Below are 16,289 nucleotides of genomic sequence, written 5' to 3'. Positions count from 1 at the left end.
TCATTTTATTTTCTTAAAAATGGCCTGCATGGCTGCAGTGTCCAATGCGTTCATATCTACCAGTTTCAGGTTTTTCACCATGGGTAAAGTGGTCGTTTTATACTGTTTAAAATGAGAAGTTTGCAGGTGCTGTTCGTAGGCAGCTTTGCTAGCATAGATTTCCACAATCCGTACCTGGGCCGGATTATCCTTCTGAAACATCGGGAAAATAGCCAGCACACCCGTTTCTTTTTCTATTGATGCGGCAGCCTCCTCTTTCAGGATGGCTTTGTAGGCTTCCAGATGTTCGGGTACAATTTCAATTTCAGAAATGCGGACCATCATATCCGGTTTCAGCACAGCAACCGGTGCTTCACCGATGTTGGTGAGTATGGTATTGGCCTGTGTTGCACCGATCAATCGATGGATGACACTACTCAAATCCTTGAGTTCTGCATCGGTGATACCTGTATTTTTACCCATCGCAAGGTGGGCCTTCAGCTGATTTTCCACACCGTCCATTGATGCCAGAGCGGCAATGGTTACCAGCTCTCTCTGCCGGTAATTCAATACATCACTCGCAAAAATATCGGCAAAAAGATGTTCTTTCAAAAAAGCATCTATACGTGGAGCAAATTCACCAAACCCCGGTGCAGGCCTGGCCTGTGGTGTTTTGGTAAGCTGTTCCAGGGTTTTGCGCCCCTGCTCGTATTTGTCAGCATCAGTGTTTTGGATGATGACTTTTCCCTCAATATCGTCAATGCCCTTAGCTTTGCGTTCTTTTAATAATTCAGCAAAAACGTTGATGGCGTTCAAACTTCTCGGAAAGCCGCTATAGGCATATAATTGCGTGATAGCCTCTTTTATTTCGTTGATGGTAAGGCCATTGTTCAGTCCTTCGTTCAGCTGCAATTTCAATAATTCGGTTTTACCGGTTACGGTAGTTGCCGAAATACCTGCCAGGCTTTTTTCCTGCGCATTCAGAATCATTTTTTCCTGTGCTTTCATTGTTGTGGTGAAAAGGGTCAATGCCAGTACCGGCATTAGCCACTTGTATTTTAAAAAGTTCATTACTTGCTAATTTGTTGGTTAGCAGCCTGGTACACTTCATCAGTTACAGGCTCCAGCCACTTATTTTCATTGGATTCCGGGCTGCCGTTGGTCGCGAGGTGCGAAAACCAGCTGTGGGCGGTGGCTCCGTGCCAGTGTTCAACATTAGGGGCAATCTCCACCACATCGCCTGCTTTCAGATGCCTCGCAGGTTTATCCCGTTCCTGATACAAACCTTCGCCGCCAACCACAATCAGAAGCTGTCCGCCAGTGTGGCTGTGCCAGTTATTGCGGCAGCCGGGCTCAAAGGTTACATTGGCTAATGGTACATTCAGGGTCTTATCGCTGGTCAAAGGCGCCAGCCAGGATTTGCCTGTGAAATATTGGGCATACGCTGTATTCTCTTCTCCCGTTGGGAAATCGCTTATCTTTGGAATAACTGTATTCATATCTGTTTATTTTTTATTGGAATAAATTTGGGCATTGGCGCTTGAAAAAGCTACCATGCTGGTAAACAATGCTATAATCATTTTTTTCATAATAGAATTGGGTCTAAATGTTTCTGATCAATTTCGCAGGTATACCTCCTACAACCGTGTTTGCGGCCACATCTTTTGAAACCACCGCACCTGCTGCCACCACTGCATTTTCGCCAATGGTTACACCGGGTAAAATGGTGGAATTAGCACCGATCCATGCATTTTTCTTAATATGAATTTTTCCCGGAACCAGGGAATCTCTTTCTGCAGGCTGTAGTGGATGGCCTTCGGAAAGCAGGCTGACTTTGGGACCAATTAACACATTGTCTTCGATAGTGATCCCACCTAAAGACAAAAAAGTACAGTCGAAATTGATGAATACATTTTTGCCAATGTGCAGGTTTGTGCCATTGTTGATATACAACGGCGGAAAGACCGCTACTGTTTCATCTATTGTTTTCCCGGTAATCTCACTGAGAATTTGGACAATCTCCAAAGGATCATGGCTGCTGTTCAGCTTTTGTAACAAACCGATAGTTGCATACGATGAAGTACGCAGCTCCGCAATTTGCGGATGATTTTTAGTAACGGTTATTCCGTTGTATAAATCGTCGAATATATTGTTTTCTGTTTTGCTCATAATGAATTATAAGTACAAATTTCCGTCCAAATCAGTTCTTATTTATGCCATTAAATACGCTAATAATATCAAATATTTCCTATTTTAGCATTATAATAAGTAACAGTGCAGAAAAATCCGCTTCCTAAAATCATTTTTCTCGAAATAAAAGATGGTAATGCTTTCACTGAAAGCATTTTAAAACAGTACCACACGCATTTGTTTTGCCATCGTGGCAGCATGAAATTTTTGTTTAATGAAGAGCGGGTGATTTGCAAAGCGGGACAGTTTTTGTTTTGGTTTGCCGAAAGCCATTTGTCTCAATTGCAGAGCAGTAAAGGGTTTAAAGCCAGTATTCTGCTGGTGGAAAAAGATTTTTTAACCAACAATATTCCTGATCAGGGCTGGAGCATCAATGCGCAATTACACTCCCGGGTTTTTCCGGTAAAAAATATCGCTACATTAGAAGAAAAAGAAAGGATTCTCAATAATTTTAAATGGATGAACCAGCGTTTTGAAGAAACCGGACACCGCTTTTACGAAGAGGCTTTGAACCTGCAAATGCGTCTGTTTATTTTGGAGATGTGGCACACCTTTGCCAACGAATATGAACAGCGCCGCCATAGCCTGCAAACCGGAACACTGTATCAGCAATTTATTAACCTTTTGCAGCAGCATTGTCTTACTGAGCGGGAAGTTCAGTATTATAGCAATGCGCTGAATATCACACCAAAATACCTCAACCACCTTTGCAAAACCCATTCGGGGATTACCGCATCAGAATGGATACAGCGTCATGCTAAAGAACGCATTGTTTTATTATTAGAAAACCGCCACCTCAACATCTCTGAGATAGCCGATCAAATGCGGTTCAGCAGCCGGTCGTTTTTTACGAGATATGTAAAGAAATTACTGGGTGTAACGCCGGGCGAGTTTAGAAAGCGGTTAGAATAAGAAGACTATGGAAAAAATATCATCTTTAGAAACGATTACTTGATTTTCCTGTTTGGCGGTTTCAATTCAACTATTTATTTTTTTTAACCGCAATGCATTCAATTTCGATGTGCATTTCTCGGTAAAGCTGCTACTTCAATGGTGCTTCAGGCTGGAAATATTTCTTGTTTGATAAGAAATCCAGAGCAACCATTTATTTTGATTATACATAGATAGAAATTTTAATGTGTAGTTTTGTATAATTCAAAATGGAAAAAATATGTCATTTGTCAACGATTTGGGGAAGATCAGCTTTTTCTTGTTTTTGCTGTTAAGTATCTTTCTGATTACAGCAAAATCCAAACGGAAATTACCGAATTATCTTTTCGCTACTTTTCTATTGGTGTCGGTGATTGATTTTTCAGGTTTTTTTCTTGCGTCTTCAGGCTCCAAAGTATTAAAAGGCGGCAAATTGGCAAGCGTCCTTTTACAGATGCCTCTTTATTATTTATACGTAAATTCGGCGTGTTACTACAATTTTAAACTTCAAAAAAAGTACTTTTTTCATGCGCTTCCCTTTCTCCTTTTTTTCTGCTTCTTCAGTATTAAAGGGATTTCAAATCAAAGTTATCAGGTGTTTAATATTATTTCTTTTATCCAATACTATTTTTATATAGTTGCCGTATTTTTAGTACTGAGAACTTTCAGAAAATTATATCGGGAAAATTATTCAGGTAATCACCATCTGACGCACAAATGGTTGATGCAAACTACTGTTCTTTTTTTAATTGGAAATTTCTTTGTTCTTTTAAGGGGCTTTGTAGACGAAAGCAGCCCTGTATATCTCTATTTATATATTTTCACCTCCGTTTTTGTGTTATTTGTTATCAGTTGGTTTGTCCTTAATGCATTATACAAGCCCAATTTGTTTGCAGGGATCAATAAAAATTTGGTTTCGTTAGAATTGACAAATGAATTGAAAGAAGAACCGGCACTGCTAAAAAATTTGCTCAAATTTATGGAAACGGAAAAACCTTATTTGGACGATAAGCTGACATTGCAGAAATTAGCAGGACATGTTCATTTACCCGAGAAGCAACTTTCGTTATTAATTAATCAGCATACCAGGAGACATTTTTTCGACTTTATCAATGAGTTTAGAATTAATGATGCAAAGACTCTTTTACGTGAGCAGCCTCAATTAACAGTACTAGAAGTATTGTATGATGTGGGATTCAACTCAAAGTCTTCATTTTACACTGCATTCAAAAAAGAGACTAGCTTAACGCCTACAGAGTACAGAAAATCAATGGTTTAATAACGTCCGATTTAAAATCGTACTCTTTTTTGATAGAAAATTAGTCCGATTTCTTAAACTCGGATATTTTTACAAAGCCAAATTTCCAGATTTGCTTCATCATTAAAATAAATAAAATGAAGCTAAAAACCAATCTGATATTAGTGCTTATTTCAGCATTAAGTTTTGGAATCTGTGTCGGACAATCCACTCAACAAGATCCCATTATTCGAACTGACTCTTTGTTTAACCTATATAAATCTGATAACGAACCTGGTATGGCTATCGGTATTATAAAAGATGGAAACATTATCTATAAGAAAGCCTACGGACTAGCTAATCTTGAAAATAAAACGGCAATAACCGATTCTACAGCTTTTAATATAGCATCTGTATCAAAACAGTTTACAGCATTTATTGCTCTGCAGGCTGAAAAGGAGGGAAAGCTGTCCTTAGATGACGATATCAGAATGTATCTGCCAGAGTTAAAACACCTTCACCATAAAATTAGTGTTCGACAATTGGCAAACCATACTCATGGATTGCCCAACTTCAGTGAAATTAAGAAGTTGCAGGGGGTTGGGGATGAGGTTAAGGTTAGTAATGCAGAAGCAGTACAAACCCTGCTAAAAATCAGAACTATCAATTTCTTTCCTGGAGAAAAATACCAATACAACAATACCGGTTTTACATTGCTTGCTGAAATTCTTCATAGAGTATATAAAAAAGATTTTAACCAATTGGTAACAGAATATATTTCAAATCCATTGCATATGAAAAATACAATGGCAATCGAGAATGCTGATAAAATTATTCCGAACAAGGCAGAGTCTTATCAGCCACAAGGCAGTAATTTCTTAAAGCTTCCTATCGGACAGATGGTTAGTGGATCATCCAATATTTATACAACACTTAATGACCTTTGCAAATGGGCAATAAATTTTCAGTATCCAATACAGGGAAACGATGCTATCTATGAGGTAATGCAAAAGAATACTGTGCTCATCTCAGGTAAAAAAGTACAGTATGGATTGGGTCTGCAAACTGAAAAATACAAGGGTTTGGATATTGTATTTCATGGTGGTGGAACTGTTGGTTATAGGACTTATATATTACATGTTCCCTCGCAAAACTTTTCTGTTGTAATACTAAGTAACAAGCAAGGTTTTGATGGTCTGATCATTGCCTATCAGTTACTTGATTTCTTTCTTAAAGATAAGATAATCACAGTACAGTCTGGAAAAAAGACTTACACATCATCAGAACTTAAGCAATTTGAAGGAATCTATGAGCTCAATCCTGGAAATTATTTAGAAATATCCGCTGAAGACAAAGACCTGTATGTAGGAACATACAACCAAAAAGGTAGAGAACGGTTACAGTCAGCTGGTGACAATAAATTCAAGATTAGCTCTATTCCTACTGCAAGTTTGACCTTTGAAAGTGGAGCACTTGCTCTGAGAATTGCCGATTTTACATACAGCGCAAAAAAAATTGTCTTAGATTCACCAAATGTTGATAAGGTATTTGTAAACAAGATAATCGGATTTTACAGAAATGAAGAATTTAATACAATCTACCAGCTTCTGATAGAAAAGGGCAAGCTGATTGCAAGACACCCCCTTAATGGTGATATAGAATTATTTATATTAGCTTCTACCAGTTACTATTCAAAGACAGAGTTTTTTGGGAAGCTTGATTTTAAGTATGATAAAAATGATGAGATTTATAAATTTGTATTATCTGGAGCTAATATCTTTAATTTGGAATTTAAAAAAATAAAATAATAGAATTTCAATGCTTTGACAAAAAGAAAGAGATACAAAAAAATGAATAAGGAGATAAATATATCCATTATATTAGCCAACAACTATTTACTTTTCTTAACCGCAATGCATTCAATTTCGATATGGGCATTTCCGGGTAAAGCCGCCACTTGAATGGTGCTGCGGGCAGGAAAGTGATTTCCAAAGTATTGTCTGTAAATTGTATTAACCGTGTCAAACTGCTTTATATCGGTCATAAAAATGGTTGTTTTGGTGACATGTTCCAGATCCGAATGGTTGTCATGGAGAATAGTTTTCAGGTTTTCGAAAATCTGAACGGCTTGTTCTTCAATTCCCGGTTTTAAACTGTTTGTTTTTTGATCTAATCCTATCTGGCCAGAAACAAATATCAGCTTGCCGTAGCTCACTGAGTGGCTGTATGGGCCTATTGGCGCCGGCAGATTGGCATGTTTTGTCTTTTCTAGTTCCTGCGTGACGGTACATGATGTGAAAACTGTCAGTGAAAGCAGGAATAATAAAATCTTGTTCATTGTAGTTGATTTTTAGGAGTAAGCAAAAGGCTGGCTTTCCCAAACCAGCCTTTTTTGCTTTTTTTATTTTTTGATGAAGTTCAATAATTCGGTGTTGAATTTTTCAAGTTCTTCAATAAATAGGGCATGCCCACTTTTTTCGAAAGAAACTAAGGTTGAATTTTTAAGCAGGGCATTCATCTGTTCTGCAAGTTCATATGAGCAGATTTTATCCAGTTTCCCATGCAGTATCAATGTTGGGATTGTTATTTTTTTCAGGTCACCGCGCAGATCGCTGTCACGTAACGTTTTAAGACCTTCAGCCATTGCATAAGGGGATGCCTGAGCCTGGATATTTCCTAACCATGCACCATGCCCCGGAGATACGCTTGTTTCATTTGCCGGAAAGATTTTACCGAATGTAGCAAACAGCTCAGGACGGTTCGTATTATTAAGATTGATCAGTCCGTTAACATCATCTTTGGTCCATAAACCATAATTAAAGTCAGCACGTTTAGTCCACACAGGAGCTGCCGCACCAAACAATGCCATTTTGGAAACGTGGGCAGCATTGTATTTGGCTACATAATGAATGACTGTTGCACCGCCCATGGAAAACCCTCCGATGGTTGCGTTTTCAATCTTTAATTTGTCTAAAACCACTTTGATATCATCTGCAAAGACATCATAATTATACTTTCCCCCAGGTTTATCAGACAATCCAAAACCTCTTAACGTAATTCCAATTACGCGGTATCCCTTTTGAATAAAATCGGCGTACTGATATTCATACATCGCATCACTTAATGGCCATCCATGTATCAAAACAATCGGCTGTCCTTCACCAAGGTCGGTAACATGGAGCTTTACATTTTTTTCAACTTCGATATATTCTTCTCTTCCAGGCGATGCCGGAGTTCTTTTGGTTTGTGAAAATGCAGTAGTTGAAAGTAATGTTGTAAATAAACTGATTGCTAAAATTAAATGTTTCATGATCTTTAAATATGTATTTGTTAATGTTGTTATTGTTATTTTGATAGGGCAAAGTTGGGGTAATTCTTAGGGCGTTACAATGGACGGTTTTCGCTTTGAATTGTACATTTTGCCTCTGCCACTTTTACCCTTTGATAAAAGATAAAATGTCCCCGTTAATTACGTCTGCATTGATAGTCGGCATGCCGTGTGAGAACCCAGGATAAATAATCAGCTTACTGTCTTTTACAAGTTCTGCTGCCTTAACTGCTGTTGTTTCAAAAGGTACAATCTGATCGTCATCCCCATGGAGTATCAAAACCGGTATGTCTACACTTTTAAGATCTTCGGTAAAATCAGTTTCAGAAAATACTTTGATACAGTCATACTGGGCTTTTATACCGCCCATCATGCCCTGTCTCCACCAATTGTCCTGTATGCCTTTCTTGATGACAGCTGTTTCCCTGTTATAGCCGTAGAACGGTATCGTAAGATCCTGATAGAACTGCTGTCTGTTATGAAGCGTATTGCTTCGGATATCATCAAAGACTGATAGGGGAACACCCTCGGGGTTATTCGAATCGGCAATCATATAAGGGGTAATGGCACTGATCAGAACAACTTTGGCAACCCGGTCCTTCCCATATTGTGCGGCATATCTTATAGCCTCACCGCCACCGGTTGAATGTCCCACATGGATGGTATTCTTCAGGTCCAGGAATTCAACCAATTCTGCGACATCAGCTGCATAAGTATCCATATCATTTCCTTTATAGGTTTGTGTGGATCTTCCGTGACCTCTTCTGTCATGAGAAATTACCCTGAAACCTTTTTCCAGAAAATACATCATCTGAGCATCCCAATCATCGGATGACAATGGCCATCCATGGTGAAAGAAAATGGGTTGTCCTTCGCCAAGGTCTTTGAAATAAATTTCTGTTCCGTCTTTTACTGTAAACTTGTTCATGATCTTTAAATATTTATTTGTTAATGTTGTTATTGTTATTTTGATAGGGCAAAGTTGCGGTAATTCTTAAGGCGTTACAATGGACGGTTTTCGCTTTGAATTGCACATTTTTCTCCCGCTGAAAAATGTAATGAAGCGGGCTTAAGCAGGTATTTTCAAATGCTCATATCGTTTTACAAAAAAAGAACGCACAAACTGTTGAATGTGCGTTCTTTATTGAGTGATTAAAGCGTTCTCTTTATCTTGGCCTCGGCATGATAACTTTGATATAAGCTTGCTTCTTTTTTTTAATTTCGGGACGTGCCAATTCCCGTTAGGCGGTTATTTTTTGAATATAAGTAATGGCTTATCCTTTCTGACAATATATGTTGCGAGTTCAGCAGCCTGAACCTTACCAATATTTTTTGCAGAGTGATTTTTTCCGGCCGGTATAAAAAGGACATCGCCGGCTTTAAGAACAACAGGCTGATCACCTTCTATTTGATACTCAAATAAACCTTCGAGTACATAAATAACCTCTTCTCCGGGATGGGCGTGCATGCCGACGGCTGTGCCAGGTTCCAGATCTATGCGGGCCTGAATAGTCTCATATCCGGGGATGCCAATATCATGCTTCTGGAGGTCTGTACGCTTGATCCCTGATTGCTGTGCATATGCACCGGTAGAAATTAATGTCGTAAATAATCCAACTGTTAAAAGTAAATTTCTCATGTCTTTAAATATTATTTGATTGTTATTATTTGATATGACAAAGTTGGCGTAATACTTAAACCGGTACAATGGACGGCTTTCGCTTTGAATTGTACATTTTACTTCTTAAAAAATGGCGTAAATCAGCCTTATAACATAAAAAGCACAATCATATAGATCGTGCTTTTATATTTTTTCCTTTCGGATTTAAAACTGTTTTCTAAAAGTGATGGGAGAGAAGCCGGTATTTTTTGTAAAAAAGCGCACGAAATACGCATCGTCTTCATAATTCAGGCTATAAGCAATCTCTTTGACACTCATTGAAGTATGGGCTAAAAGCCTTTTGCTTTCAAGAATAATCCGGTTCTTTATAATTTCATTCGGAGTTTCCTTGCTTACCAGGCTTATTTTTTTGCTCAGGTTTTTTGGCGTAATGCAGAGCAGGTCCGCATAATCTGCAACCGTATGAAGCGTTTTATAATGTTGTTCAACCAACTTGCTGAATTTTCTTAAAAACTGTACGTCCGCCTGCTGTTCCTTCTCGGATAGTTGATGCTGCTGTTTCCAGATGCGTGTAGATTTCAGGATAATCATTTTTAAAAGAACCCTCAACATTTCCTCAGTACTGGAATCCTCGTTTTTCATTTCTGCCTGAATATCAGAAATTATTTTTTTGATATCATCCGACTGCTCCTTGTTTAAATTAATAAAAGGTATTTCAAACACATTATTGTACAGAATACCATCGCAGGCGACTTCCTGGTCATGGATTTCAATACAGTAAAAGTCTTTGTTAAAATGCAGGAGCTCGCCACCAATAGTTTCGCAGGGTTTCAGGACTACTTCCGGGTTGATAAATAATAAAGCGTCGGTATTCATCTCTATTTGTTGAAAATCAACCTGAATAATGGCTTTTTGAGGTATAAAGAGGACTTTGATATGGTCGTTAATTGCATTGAGAGCTTCAGCCTGAATAGCCGATTTACTGAATTCGAGATTGCCAAATTGTTTGTAGGAAAATTCTTTTATCATTCTAAGTACCGAAAGTTTATGGTTTCTTTTAAATAGTCTGTAAAAGTAAGGAATAAATGCTTTTCTCCATCTATTGGTTTATTATTAGCAGCAATTCTGTTTTGGGAGAATGTAGTTAACTTATGAAGATAGTCCAAAGTATATTTCCAACATAGGTTCATCCATTTTAATGCAGAAAAGAACAAAAATAAAAATATACCAGATAAGACTGTATTTCTTCTGTTACACTGGATTCTGCCTTCCTGTCAATATGGATTAGATAAAACCGGTCACGGGTATATATTTTTTTGAACATAGCCTTGAAAACATCTGGCTTTTGATGTACCATTATGAAATAGGCGATCCGTACTTGCAAGGAAGAATGTGACTCAAGTGTTTGGGGCTGGGTCTGCGGTGTCACTGTATGGGTCTGCATCAGTACGATATTTTAATCATCCGCATTTGCAAATAACTCTTTGTGTGCGTAAGCTACGAATAAAATAATGATAATCAATATTTTATATAGTATAACATTCAATTAATTTAATGTACATTTGCAAAGTATTCATAAGACAGGTCCCTGCCTTAGCTAAACTGACATTGTTTAAACCACCATTTATATCTTTCAGTATTGCTTCTACAGCTTCCCAAATTATTAATCCGATTTTTTAATAACGAGAATTTGAATCTCTCAGATTAAAAAAAGAAGTGTTATTGCAGGCTGGCCAATGCTATTTTTTATAAATAGATCATATGGGAGTTATGCAAATAAGTTGATCAGCGGAAACAGAAATCTTGATCTACTCCATAAAATACCTATTTTTTCGAACATGCGATCTGTAAAGTATACAGATATCATCATATTTAATTTTAATAATTATTACAATGCAAAAAGGCACAGTAAAATTTTTCAATGAAGCAAAAGGCTTCGGGTTTATTTCTCCATCAGAAGGTGGTGCAGACATATTTGTACACACTTCAGGGCTTAATTCAAGATCCATCCGTGAGAACGACCAAGTCGTTTTTGATGTACAAAAAGGGGATAGAGGTTTGAACGCTATCAATGTAAAATTGGCATAATCTAATCAGTATAAAACTATTATACTCGTTATATTTACAAGCCTCTCGTTTATACGGGGGGCTTTTTTAATGCTTGTTTTGCCAGAGTTTACAAATGAATTTGGGCATTGATGTAAATAGATTGTACTGATAATTATTGAGTGTAGTATAATGCTTGTTTGCGGGTTCAATTAATAAACTTTTCTCAAATAATTTTTACTACCTTTACAGTTATTACTTTATACAAATCCACAAAATGGAGGATATCAATCTTTGGTTAGACCAGCCGAAAAAAGATTAACCGGAAATTAAGAGCGAAATTTTGTAAAACAAAATCTTGTTGCAGAGTACTTTACGTTTGTTTAGAGTATTCTTTTTACTATGCTCAACCTTCAATTTTATCAAAATCTATTTTTAATTCAAAAAAAGAACAAAAATGAATACAACTTTGTGGATAATGCAAGGGCTTCTTTCTGCATTTTTTATTATGCCGGGATTTGGAAAAATTACCGGAAGTAAAGAAAAACACATTTCTGACGGACATTTAAAATCCAGCGACTCTATCATACCAATACGAATGTTGGGAATCCTTGAATTATCAGGCTGTATAGGTATTATATTTCCATGGCTTACGGGTATTGTCCCGATCCTTACTCCTGTTACAGCAGTCTGTTTTTGCATCATAATGGCAGCAGGCATGATTGTTCATGCCAAGAAGAGAGAATATAAGATGTTTCCTTTGTTGACTTTAATTTTTATCCTGTCTGCAGTAGTTGCATATTTCCGGTTTACTGACTGATATTCCCGTACATTTTGATGATATCATTAATCAAACTGATTTTAAATTTAAATGTGAAATCTTTTGATAATTGATCCGGAATTCAAAGTTTAAAGCCGGTACACAATTTTGTATAAAGAGTTCATCAAATTTGCTAAGAAAACCTCAATATTTCATGTATTGAGGTTTAATTATTTGATATAAGATGTCCTTGACGTATGCCGGCTATAAATACAGGGCCGGATTGAGTATGCAGTGGTTAATACTCATACACTCTTTCATGACAGCTTTGCCTTTATGATCAACGTCATAAGATATATATTGCTATTTCACTACATTTGGAATAATAAAACTACTCCATGAAATAAGGACAGCATAAAAATTTGTTAAACTAAAAATTACCAAAGATTATGATAGACTTATTTTCGCTAAAAGGCAAGAGAAAGGATCTTGTTATTTTGTACTTTAAAAAAAAAATGTACAGATTGATTGAGAGAGGCCACTGGGTTACTGTTATGATTTATAAATGGTATAAAACAATAACGATATCCTGTCTGATATCCAATGATCTCGTTAGTCTAATTATTGTCAGAACAAGGATCTCTCCATTCTACGAAAAATACACAGTACTGTAGAGTTTTAATAATTCACTGACTGTCGTTCAGATATACCTACCTGGAAACACGCATGAGTGTTATCTCAGTACATTGTTATATCAATGGATTACCATACCCATATCACAAACACCATAAAATATTTTAATATGAAAACAAAGAAAATTTCTTTTGCAGGAAAGCATCTTATTTTATTGATGGCTTTCTTTGCAATATTCTTAGTTCGGGGGCAGGTCGGAATTAATACCACAACCCCGGATCCCAGCTCTATTTTAGATCTTAACTCTACAACCCGCGGACTGCTGGCTCCACGCCTGACAACAGCTCAGAGGGTTGCTATTGCTTCGCCCGCGGATGGGCTAATTGTGTATGATACGACCTTAAAAATGCTTTATTACTATGCTGGAAATTCGGCAGCATGGTATCCGGTAGGAAGTAATGCTGTTGAGAGGCTGAATTTTAAACGGATAAAATCTACTGATGTTTTAGCCACAGTGCTGGCAGCAGAGTTAAGTGCAGGAGGAGGTGCAAAGTACCTTTTGAATGCTGATACTTTGTACGAGATTAATGGGCAGGTAGTTTTTGACAAGCCCATAGAAATTAATAATGCCTACATACATGGTCTTGATACTAATAACGATATTATTGTAAGAACAAGCGGAAACATTTTTGAAGGGACAACAGGCGGTAGTATAAGAAGTGTCACCCTTAATGCAGCATCCGGAAATGTTTTTAATATATCAGGAACAGCTACCCAGAATCTGATCTTCAGGGATAGTGTAGTGGCAAACTCAAGCAGCGTGGGAATCATTTCCGGACTTGGGCTGGTGTTTTTCAGCATCATCCAGTTTACCGGAAATTCCAATGGTATTACCTACAATAATATAGGTCAGCTGCTGCTCAGCAATATGGGATGGGCGGCGAATAATTCGGGAACTTATGAAAAGCTAACGGGTACTTTTTCATCGGTCGAGAAACAAGGGGGATTCAGCCAGGTTAACGGTTCGGCAATTGGTTTTGATGTGTCAACAGCCGGTCTTACCATTACAGGTGATGCTGTTATGGAATCTGTGGTATTTACAGGGACCAATACAGCAGGGTATGTTAAACCTTACACAACCGGAACCTACTCCGGATACAATTTTAATAACAGCTGGACGGTAAGAGCAGCGGGACTTCCTACTGAAGCAGATACTAATGCCGTTGGAGATTTTTCTGTAGATTATGCGGTGGGAACCGGGATAGGAGTGACCTTTAACAGTTCTAATCCCAGCAATATCGTCAAAATAGGTACTGCTTCATCTGTTTCTACTTCATCTAATCTATTCAGATTTACTACTGACGGAATTCCTAACAGACTGAAATATGTCGGCAAAAAGAAAAGAATTTTTCAGGTGACAGGTTCTGTATCTTTCCAGGTTCCGGCTGCAGGAACGTATATTATCTATATTGCAAAGAACGGAACTGCAATCAGCCAGTATAAAGTATATGGGCGTGGGGCTGCTATAAATGACATTGTGGTATTGCCTATTAATGGGACTACAGAATTATCCACCAATGACTATGTTGAAATATTCGCACAGCGTTACACGGGACTGACAGGTGATATTGTAGTTCCTAATATGACCATAACAATTAAATAAGAACAGTATAACTTCCCGAGTCAAAAATTGTTTCATCCTTGGAAAGAATGAAAATAAATCTGAGTGGTCTGAAATTTGCTGTGAAAATACTGCCGATTCTACCGAGATATTCATTCTGAAACATAACAAATAACTAAGTAATATGATCATCGATGAAAATCTTTTACTTGAATATGGAGCAGTATACGAGGATTATCAAGCAAAGGAAATTATTTATGACTTGGGAAGTGTTCCCCACTATTATTACCAGATTGTTAAGGGAACCGTTGAACTGAATAATTACCATGAAGATGGTAAAGAGTTCACATTGAATATTATGTCCCAGGGGCAAAGCTTTGGAGAATCTTTACTTTTCGGAGATAAAAATTATCCGATGAATGCCATTGCAAGAACCGATTGCAGAATCCTTAAATTACCGAAACCCGATTTTTTACGTATGCTGAGTGAAAATATGGAATTGATTTTTACCATGTTCCGATACCTTTCAGACCGGCTTTTCTACAAATATGTAATGCTGTTTAATAATTCAGCCATAGACCCGGTGTTGAAAATAAAATCTTTGATGGATTATTACAAAGAAAGCGCACTCAACCAAAAACCTTATTCTTACCAGGTGCCGCTTACCAGGCAGCAGATTGCCAATTTAACGGGTTTACGTGTGGAAACAGTCATACGTACCATTAAAAAGATGGCAGAGGAGAATATTCTTAAACTTGATGGACGGCGGATTTTGTACTGATAAATTTTTTACTAGCAGTTTTCCGATGTAAACAAATTAAACAGGTAACATTGAAAATCTACTTTACTGTAAATATTCAGTATTCTCACGCGTAACATTCTTCTGTAATCCTTTCAATTCAGCTCCCAAGTCTGAATATTCACTTTCGGTGCCATGTTCGGTGTCTAATCACAGTGTTTTTATATGATTTATTATTAATATCGTAATCATAATAAACTTATATTTTTTATCTTTACAATATTAGAATTGTTTCTTAAATATTAGCGGACGCCTTCTGCGTCATTATTGCCGGCCTTTTCAAAGACCGGTGTATTATCTCTATACTAATTTTAAAGAAACAATTATGAATCTTATAGACGCTTCAATCGATAATTTTTACAACAAAAGACAGGAAGAAAGCAGACTTTCCACCGGTTTGGGACCACTGGAATTTGAACGATGCAAAATACTAATCAAACGTTACCTTAATCGATCTTGTGCCATTGCAGATGTTGGCGGAGGCCCCGGCCATTATGCAGCGTGGCTTGCGGGGACAGGACATAACGTAACGTTAATTGATCCGGTGAAAAAACACATAGAGCAGGCAAAAAAACGTTCCGGTACAAATAACGCATTCAAATGTATTCTTGCGGAAGCCCGCAAATTGCCTTTACCCGATTTAAGCCAGGATGTAGTCATTCTTCACGGGCCCCTTTATCATCTGCAGGAGTTGGAAGAACGCCTGGATGCCCTTAAAGAAGCTGGCAGGGTACTGAAAAAAGGAGGCATTCTTTTAGGATTTGGAATTACCCATTCGGCATCTGCAATAGCGGTGTTACAAGGCGGGCTTATACATGATCCAAAGCTCTTTGCCATGTGCGTCTCCGAGTTGAATTCCGGTATTCATTTTCCACCGGAAAATTATTCATTCATGCTTCCAAAAGCTTATTGTCACCGGCCTTCTGAATTAATTGCCGAGTGTACTGCCGCCGGATTTAAACCGCTTGATTTATTGCCTGTTGAAGGTATTGCCTGGATAGACGGGAATTTTTTTCAAAGCTGGGCAGAAACAGCGAAAAGAAATAAGCTCCTGGAATTGATTAAGCTGACCGAACGCGACCGCGAGCTGCTATGTTTCAGTCCTCATATTATGTTAGCAGCAAAAAAATAAAACGAATACATAC

General features: G+C 37.7%; 16 protein-coding genes. 8 read left to right on the top strand and 8 right to left on the bottom strand.

Annotated features, from left to right (window positions below; all coding sequences use genetic code 11):
* The 3 genes from ACP3T3_RS07800 to ACP3T3_RS07790 all read right to left on the bottom strand — a co-directional run bounded on the left by ACP3T3_RS07800 (window position 1) and on the right by ACP3T3_RS07790 (window position 2,148).
* The gene (locus ACP3T3_RS07800) at window positions 1-1,050 is read right to left on the bottom strand and encodes a carboxymuconolactone decarboxylase family protein (RefSeq protein WP_426479344.1); all 1,050 of its coding nucleotides are present in this window, start codon (window positions 1,048-1,050) and stop codon (window positions 1-3) included.
* Window positions 1,050-1,478 (bottom strand): cupin domain-containing protein, encoded by a 429-nt coding sequence (locus ACP3T3_RS07795; protein ID WP_426479343.1) that lies wholly within the window; start codon window positions 1,476-1,478, stop codon window positions 1,050-1,052. The genes ACP3T3_RS07800 and ACP3T3_RS07795 overlap by 1 nt, the downstream gene beginning before the upstream one ends.
* Window positions 1,479-1,581: 103 nt before the next feature.
* The gene (locus tag ACP3T3_RS07790; protein ID WP_426479342.1) at window positions 1,582-2,148 is read right to left on the bottom strand and encodes a DapH/DapD/GlmU-related protein; all 567 of its coding nucleotides are present in this window, start codon (window positions 2,146-2,148) and stop codon (window positions 1,582-1,584) included.
* A 105-nt stretch (window positions 2,149-2,253) separates the two neighbouring features.
* On the opposite strand from ACP3T3_RS07790, the gene ACP3T3_RS07785 reads away from it, so the two are divergent.
* The 3 genes from ACP3T3_RS07785 to ACP3T3_RS07775 all read left to right on the top strand — a co-directional run bounded on the left by ACP3T3_RS07785 (window position 2,254) and on the right by ACP3T3_RS07775 (window position 6,144).
* Window positions 2,254-3,081 (top strand): helix-turn-helix domain-containing protein, encoded by an 828-nt coding sequence (locus tag ACP3T3_RS07785; RefSeq protein WP_426479341.1) that lies wholly within the window; start codon window positions 2,254-2,256, stop codon window positions 3,079-3,081.
* A 997-nt stretch (window positions 3,082-4,078) separates the two neighbouring features.
* Window positions 4,079-4,378: a helix-turn-helix domain-containing protein gene (locus ACP3T3_RS07780; RefSeq protein WP_426479340.1), complete on the top strand. Its 300-nt coding sequence runs from the start codon at window positions 4,079-4,081 to the stop codon at window positions 4,376-4,378.
* Window positions 4,379-4,494: 116 nt separating this feature from the next.
* A complete protein-coding gene (locus ACP3T3_RS07775; protein ID WP_426479339.1) occupies window positions 4,495-6,144 on the top strand; it encodes a serine hydrolase domain-containing protein in 1,650 nt (549 codons plus the stop codon).
* 83 nt (window positions 6,145-6,227) lie between these two features.
* Here the strand turns inward: ACP3T3_RS07775 and ACP3T3_RS07770 are convergent, their stop codons facing one another.
* From ACP3T3_RS07770 to ACP3T3_RS07750, 5 genes are all read right to left on the bottom strand, one after another.
* Entirely contained in the window at window positions 6,228-6,674 is a 447-nt protein-coding gene (locus ACP3T3_RS07770; protein WP_426479338.1) for a Rid family detoxifying hydrolase, read from the bottom strand.
* Window positions 6,675-6,737: 63 nt separating this feature from the next.
* Window positions 6,738-7,646: an alpha/beta fold hydrolase gene (locus ACP3T3_RS07765; RefSeq protein WP_426479337.1), complete on the bottom strand. Its 909-nt coding sequence runs from the start codon at window positions 7,644-7,646 to the stop codon at window positions 6,738-6,740.
* 124 nt (window positions 7,647-7,770) lie between these two features.
* Complete coding sequence (locus tag ACP3T3_RS07760) at window positions 7,771-8,592, bottom strand: alpha/beta fold hydrolase (protein ID WP_426479336.1); 822 nt, start codon at window positions 8,590-8,592, stop codon at window positions 7,771-7,773.
* Between the two features lie 321 nt (window positions 8,593-8,913).
* Window positions 8,914-9,303, bottom strand: a complete 390-nt coding sequence (locus tag ACP3T3_RS07755) for a cupin domain-containing protein (protein ID WP_426479134.1) — start codon at window positions 9,301-9,303, stop codon at window positions 8,914-8,916.
* Between the two features lie 186 nt (window positions 9,304-9,489).
* On the bottom strand, window positions 9,490-10,314 hold the full coding sequence (locus tag ACP3T3_RS07750) for a helix-turn-helix domain-containing protein (RefSeq protein WP_426479335.1): 825 nt from the start codon (window positions 10,312-10,314) through the stop codon (window positions 9,490-9,492).
* Between the two features lie 864 nt (window positions 10,315-11,178).
* On the opposite strand from ACP3T3_RS07750, the gene ACP3T3_RS07745 reads away from it, so the two are divergent.
* From ACP3T3_RS07745 to ACP3T3_RS07725, 5 genes are all read left to right on the top strand, one after another.
* On the top strand, window positions 11,179-11,373 hold the full coding sequence (locus ACP3T3_RS07745) for a cold-shock protein (RefSeq protein WP_426479334.1): 195 nt from the start codon (window positions 11,179-11,181) through the stop codon (window positions 11,371-11,373).
* 415 nt (window positions 11,374-11,788) lie between these two features.
* Window positions 11,789-12,151 carry a DoxX family protein gene (locus tag ACP3T3_RS07740; RefSeq protein WP_426479333.1) on the top strand — a complete coding sequence of 121 codons (363 nt, stop codon included), beginning with the start codon at window positions 11,789-11,791 and terminating at the stop codon, window positions 12,149-12,151.
* 742 nt (window positions 12,152-12,893) lie between these two features.
* Window positions 12,894-14,387, top strand: a complete 1,494-nt coding sequence (locus ACP3T3_RS07735) for a hypothetical protein (protein ID WP_426479332.1) — start codon at window positions 12,894-12,896, stop codon at window positions 14,385-14,387.
* Window positions 14,388-14,529: 142 nt separating this feature from the next.
* Window positions 14,530-15,126, top strand: coding sequence for a Crp/Fnr family transcriptional regulator (locus tag ACP3T3_RS07730; RefSeq protein WP_426479331.1), 597 nt, complete (start codon window positions 14,530-14,532; stop codon window positions 15,124-15,126).
* A gap of 343 nt (window positions 15,127-15,469) precedes the next feature.
* Window positions 15,470-16,276, top strand: a complete 807-nt coding sequence (locus tag ACP3T3_RS07725; protein WP_426479330.1) for a class I SAM-dependent methyltransferase — start codon at window positions 15,470-15,472, stop codon at window positions 16,274-16,276.
* The last annotated feature ends 13 nt before the right edge of the window (window positions 16,277-16,289 follow it).

This window comes from Chryseobacterium sp. CBSDS_008, assembly GCF_049959325.1.
Classification (GTDB): Bacteria; Bacteroidota; Bacteroidia; order Flavobacteriales; family Weeksellaceae; genus Chryseobacterium.
Note: the sequence above shows the minus strand (reverse complement) of the source record. Positions and strands in the feature narration are given on the sequence as shown.

Excerpts from the sequence above, each read along its gene's own strand:
- ACP3T3_RS07800 (WP_426479344.1), bottom strand. The coding sequence starts at position 1,050 with ATGAACTTTTTAAAATACAAGTGGCTAATGCCGGTACTGGCATTGACC.
- ACP3T3_RS07795 (WP_426479343.1), bottom strand. The coding sequence starts at position 1,478 with ATGAATACAGTTATTCCAAAGATAAGCGATTTCCCAACGGGAGAAGAG.
- ACP3T3_RS07790 (WP_426479342.1), bottom strand. The coding sequence starts at position 2,148 with ATGAGCAAAACAGAAAACAATATATTCGACGATTTATACAACGGAATA.
- ACP3T3_RS07780 (WP_426479340.1), top strand. The coding sequence starts at position 4,079 with ATGGAAACGGAAAAACCTTATTTGGACGATAAGCTGACATTGCAGAAA.
- ACP3T3_RS07775 (WP_426479339.1), top strand. The coding sequence starts at position 4,495 with ATGAAGCTAAAAACCAATCTGATATTAGTGCTTATTTCAGCATTAAGT.
- ACP3T3_RS07770 (WP_426479338.1), bottom strand. The coding sequence starts at position 6,674 with ATGAACAAGATTTTATTATTCCTGCTTTCACTGACAGTTTTCACATCA.
- ACP3T3_RS07765 (WP_426479337.1), bottom strand. The coding sequence starts at position 7,646 with ATGAAACATTTAATTTTAGCAATCAGTTTATTTACAACATTACTTTCA.
- ACP3T3_RS07760 (WP_426479336.1), bottom strand. The coding sequence starts at position 8,592 with ATGAACAAGTTTACAGTAAAAGACGGAACAGAAATTTATTTCAAAGAC.
- ACP3T3_RS07755 (WP_426479134.1), bottom strand. The coding sequence starts at position 9,303 with ATGAGAAATTTACTTTTAACAGTTGGATTATTTACGACATTAATTTCT.
- ACP3T3_RS07750 (WP_426479335.1), bottom strand. The coding sequence starts at position 10,314 with ATGATAAAAGAATTTTCCTACAAACAATTTGGCAATCTCGAATTCAGT.
- ACP3T3_RS07745 (WP_426479334.1), top strand. The coding sequence starts at position 11,179 with ATGCAAAAAGGCACAGTAAAATTTTTCAATGAAGCAAAAGGCTTCGGG.
- ACP3T3_RS07740 (WP_426479333.1), top strand. The coding sequence starts at position 11,789 with ATGAATACAACTTTGTGGATAATGCAAGGGCTTCTTTCTGCATTTTTT.
- ACP3T3_RS07735 (WP_426479332.1), top strand. The coding sequence starts at position 12,894 with ATGAAAACAAAGAAAATTTCTTTTGCAGGAAAGCATCTTATTTTATTG.
- ACP3T3_RS07730 (WP_426479331.1), top strand. The coding sequence starts at position 14,530 with ATGATCATCGATGAAAATCTTTTACTTGAATATGGAGCAGTATACGAG.
- ACP3T3_RS07725 (WP_426479330.1), top strand. The coding sequence starts at position 15,470 with ATGAATCTTATAGACGCTTCAATCGATAATTTTTACAACAAAAGACAG.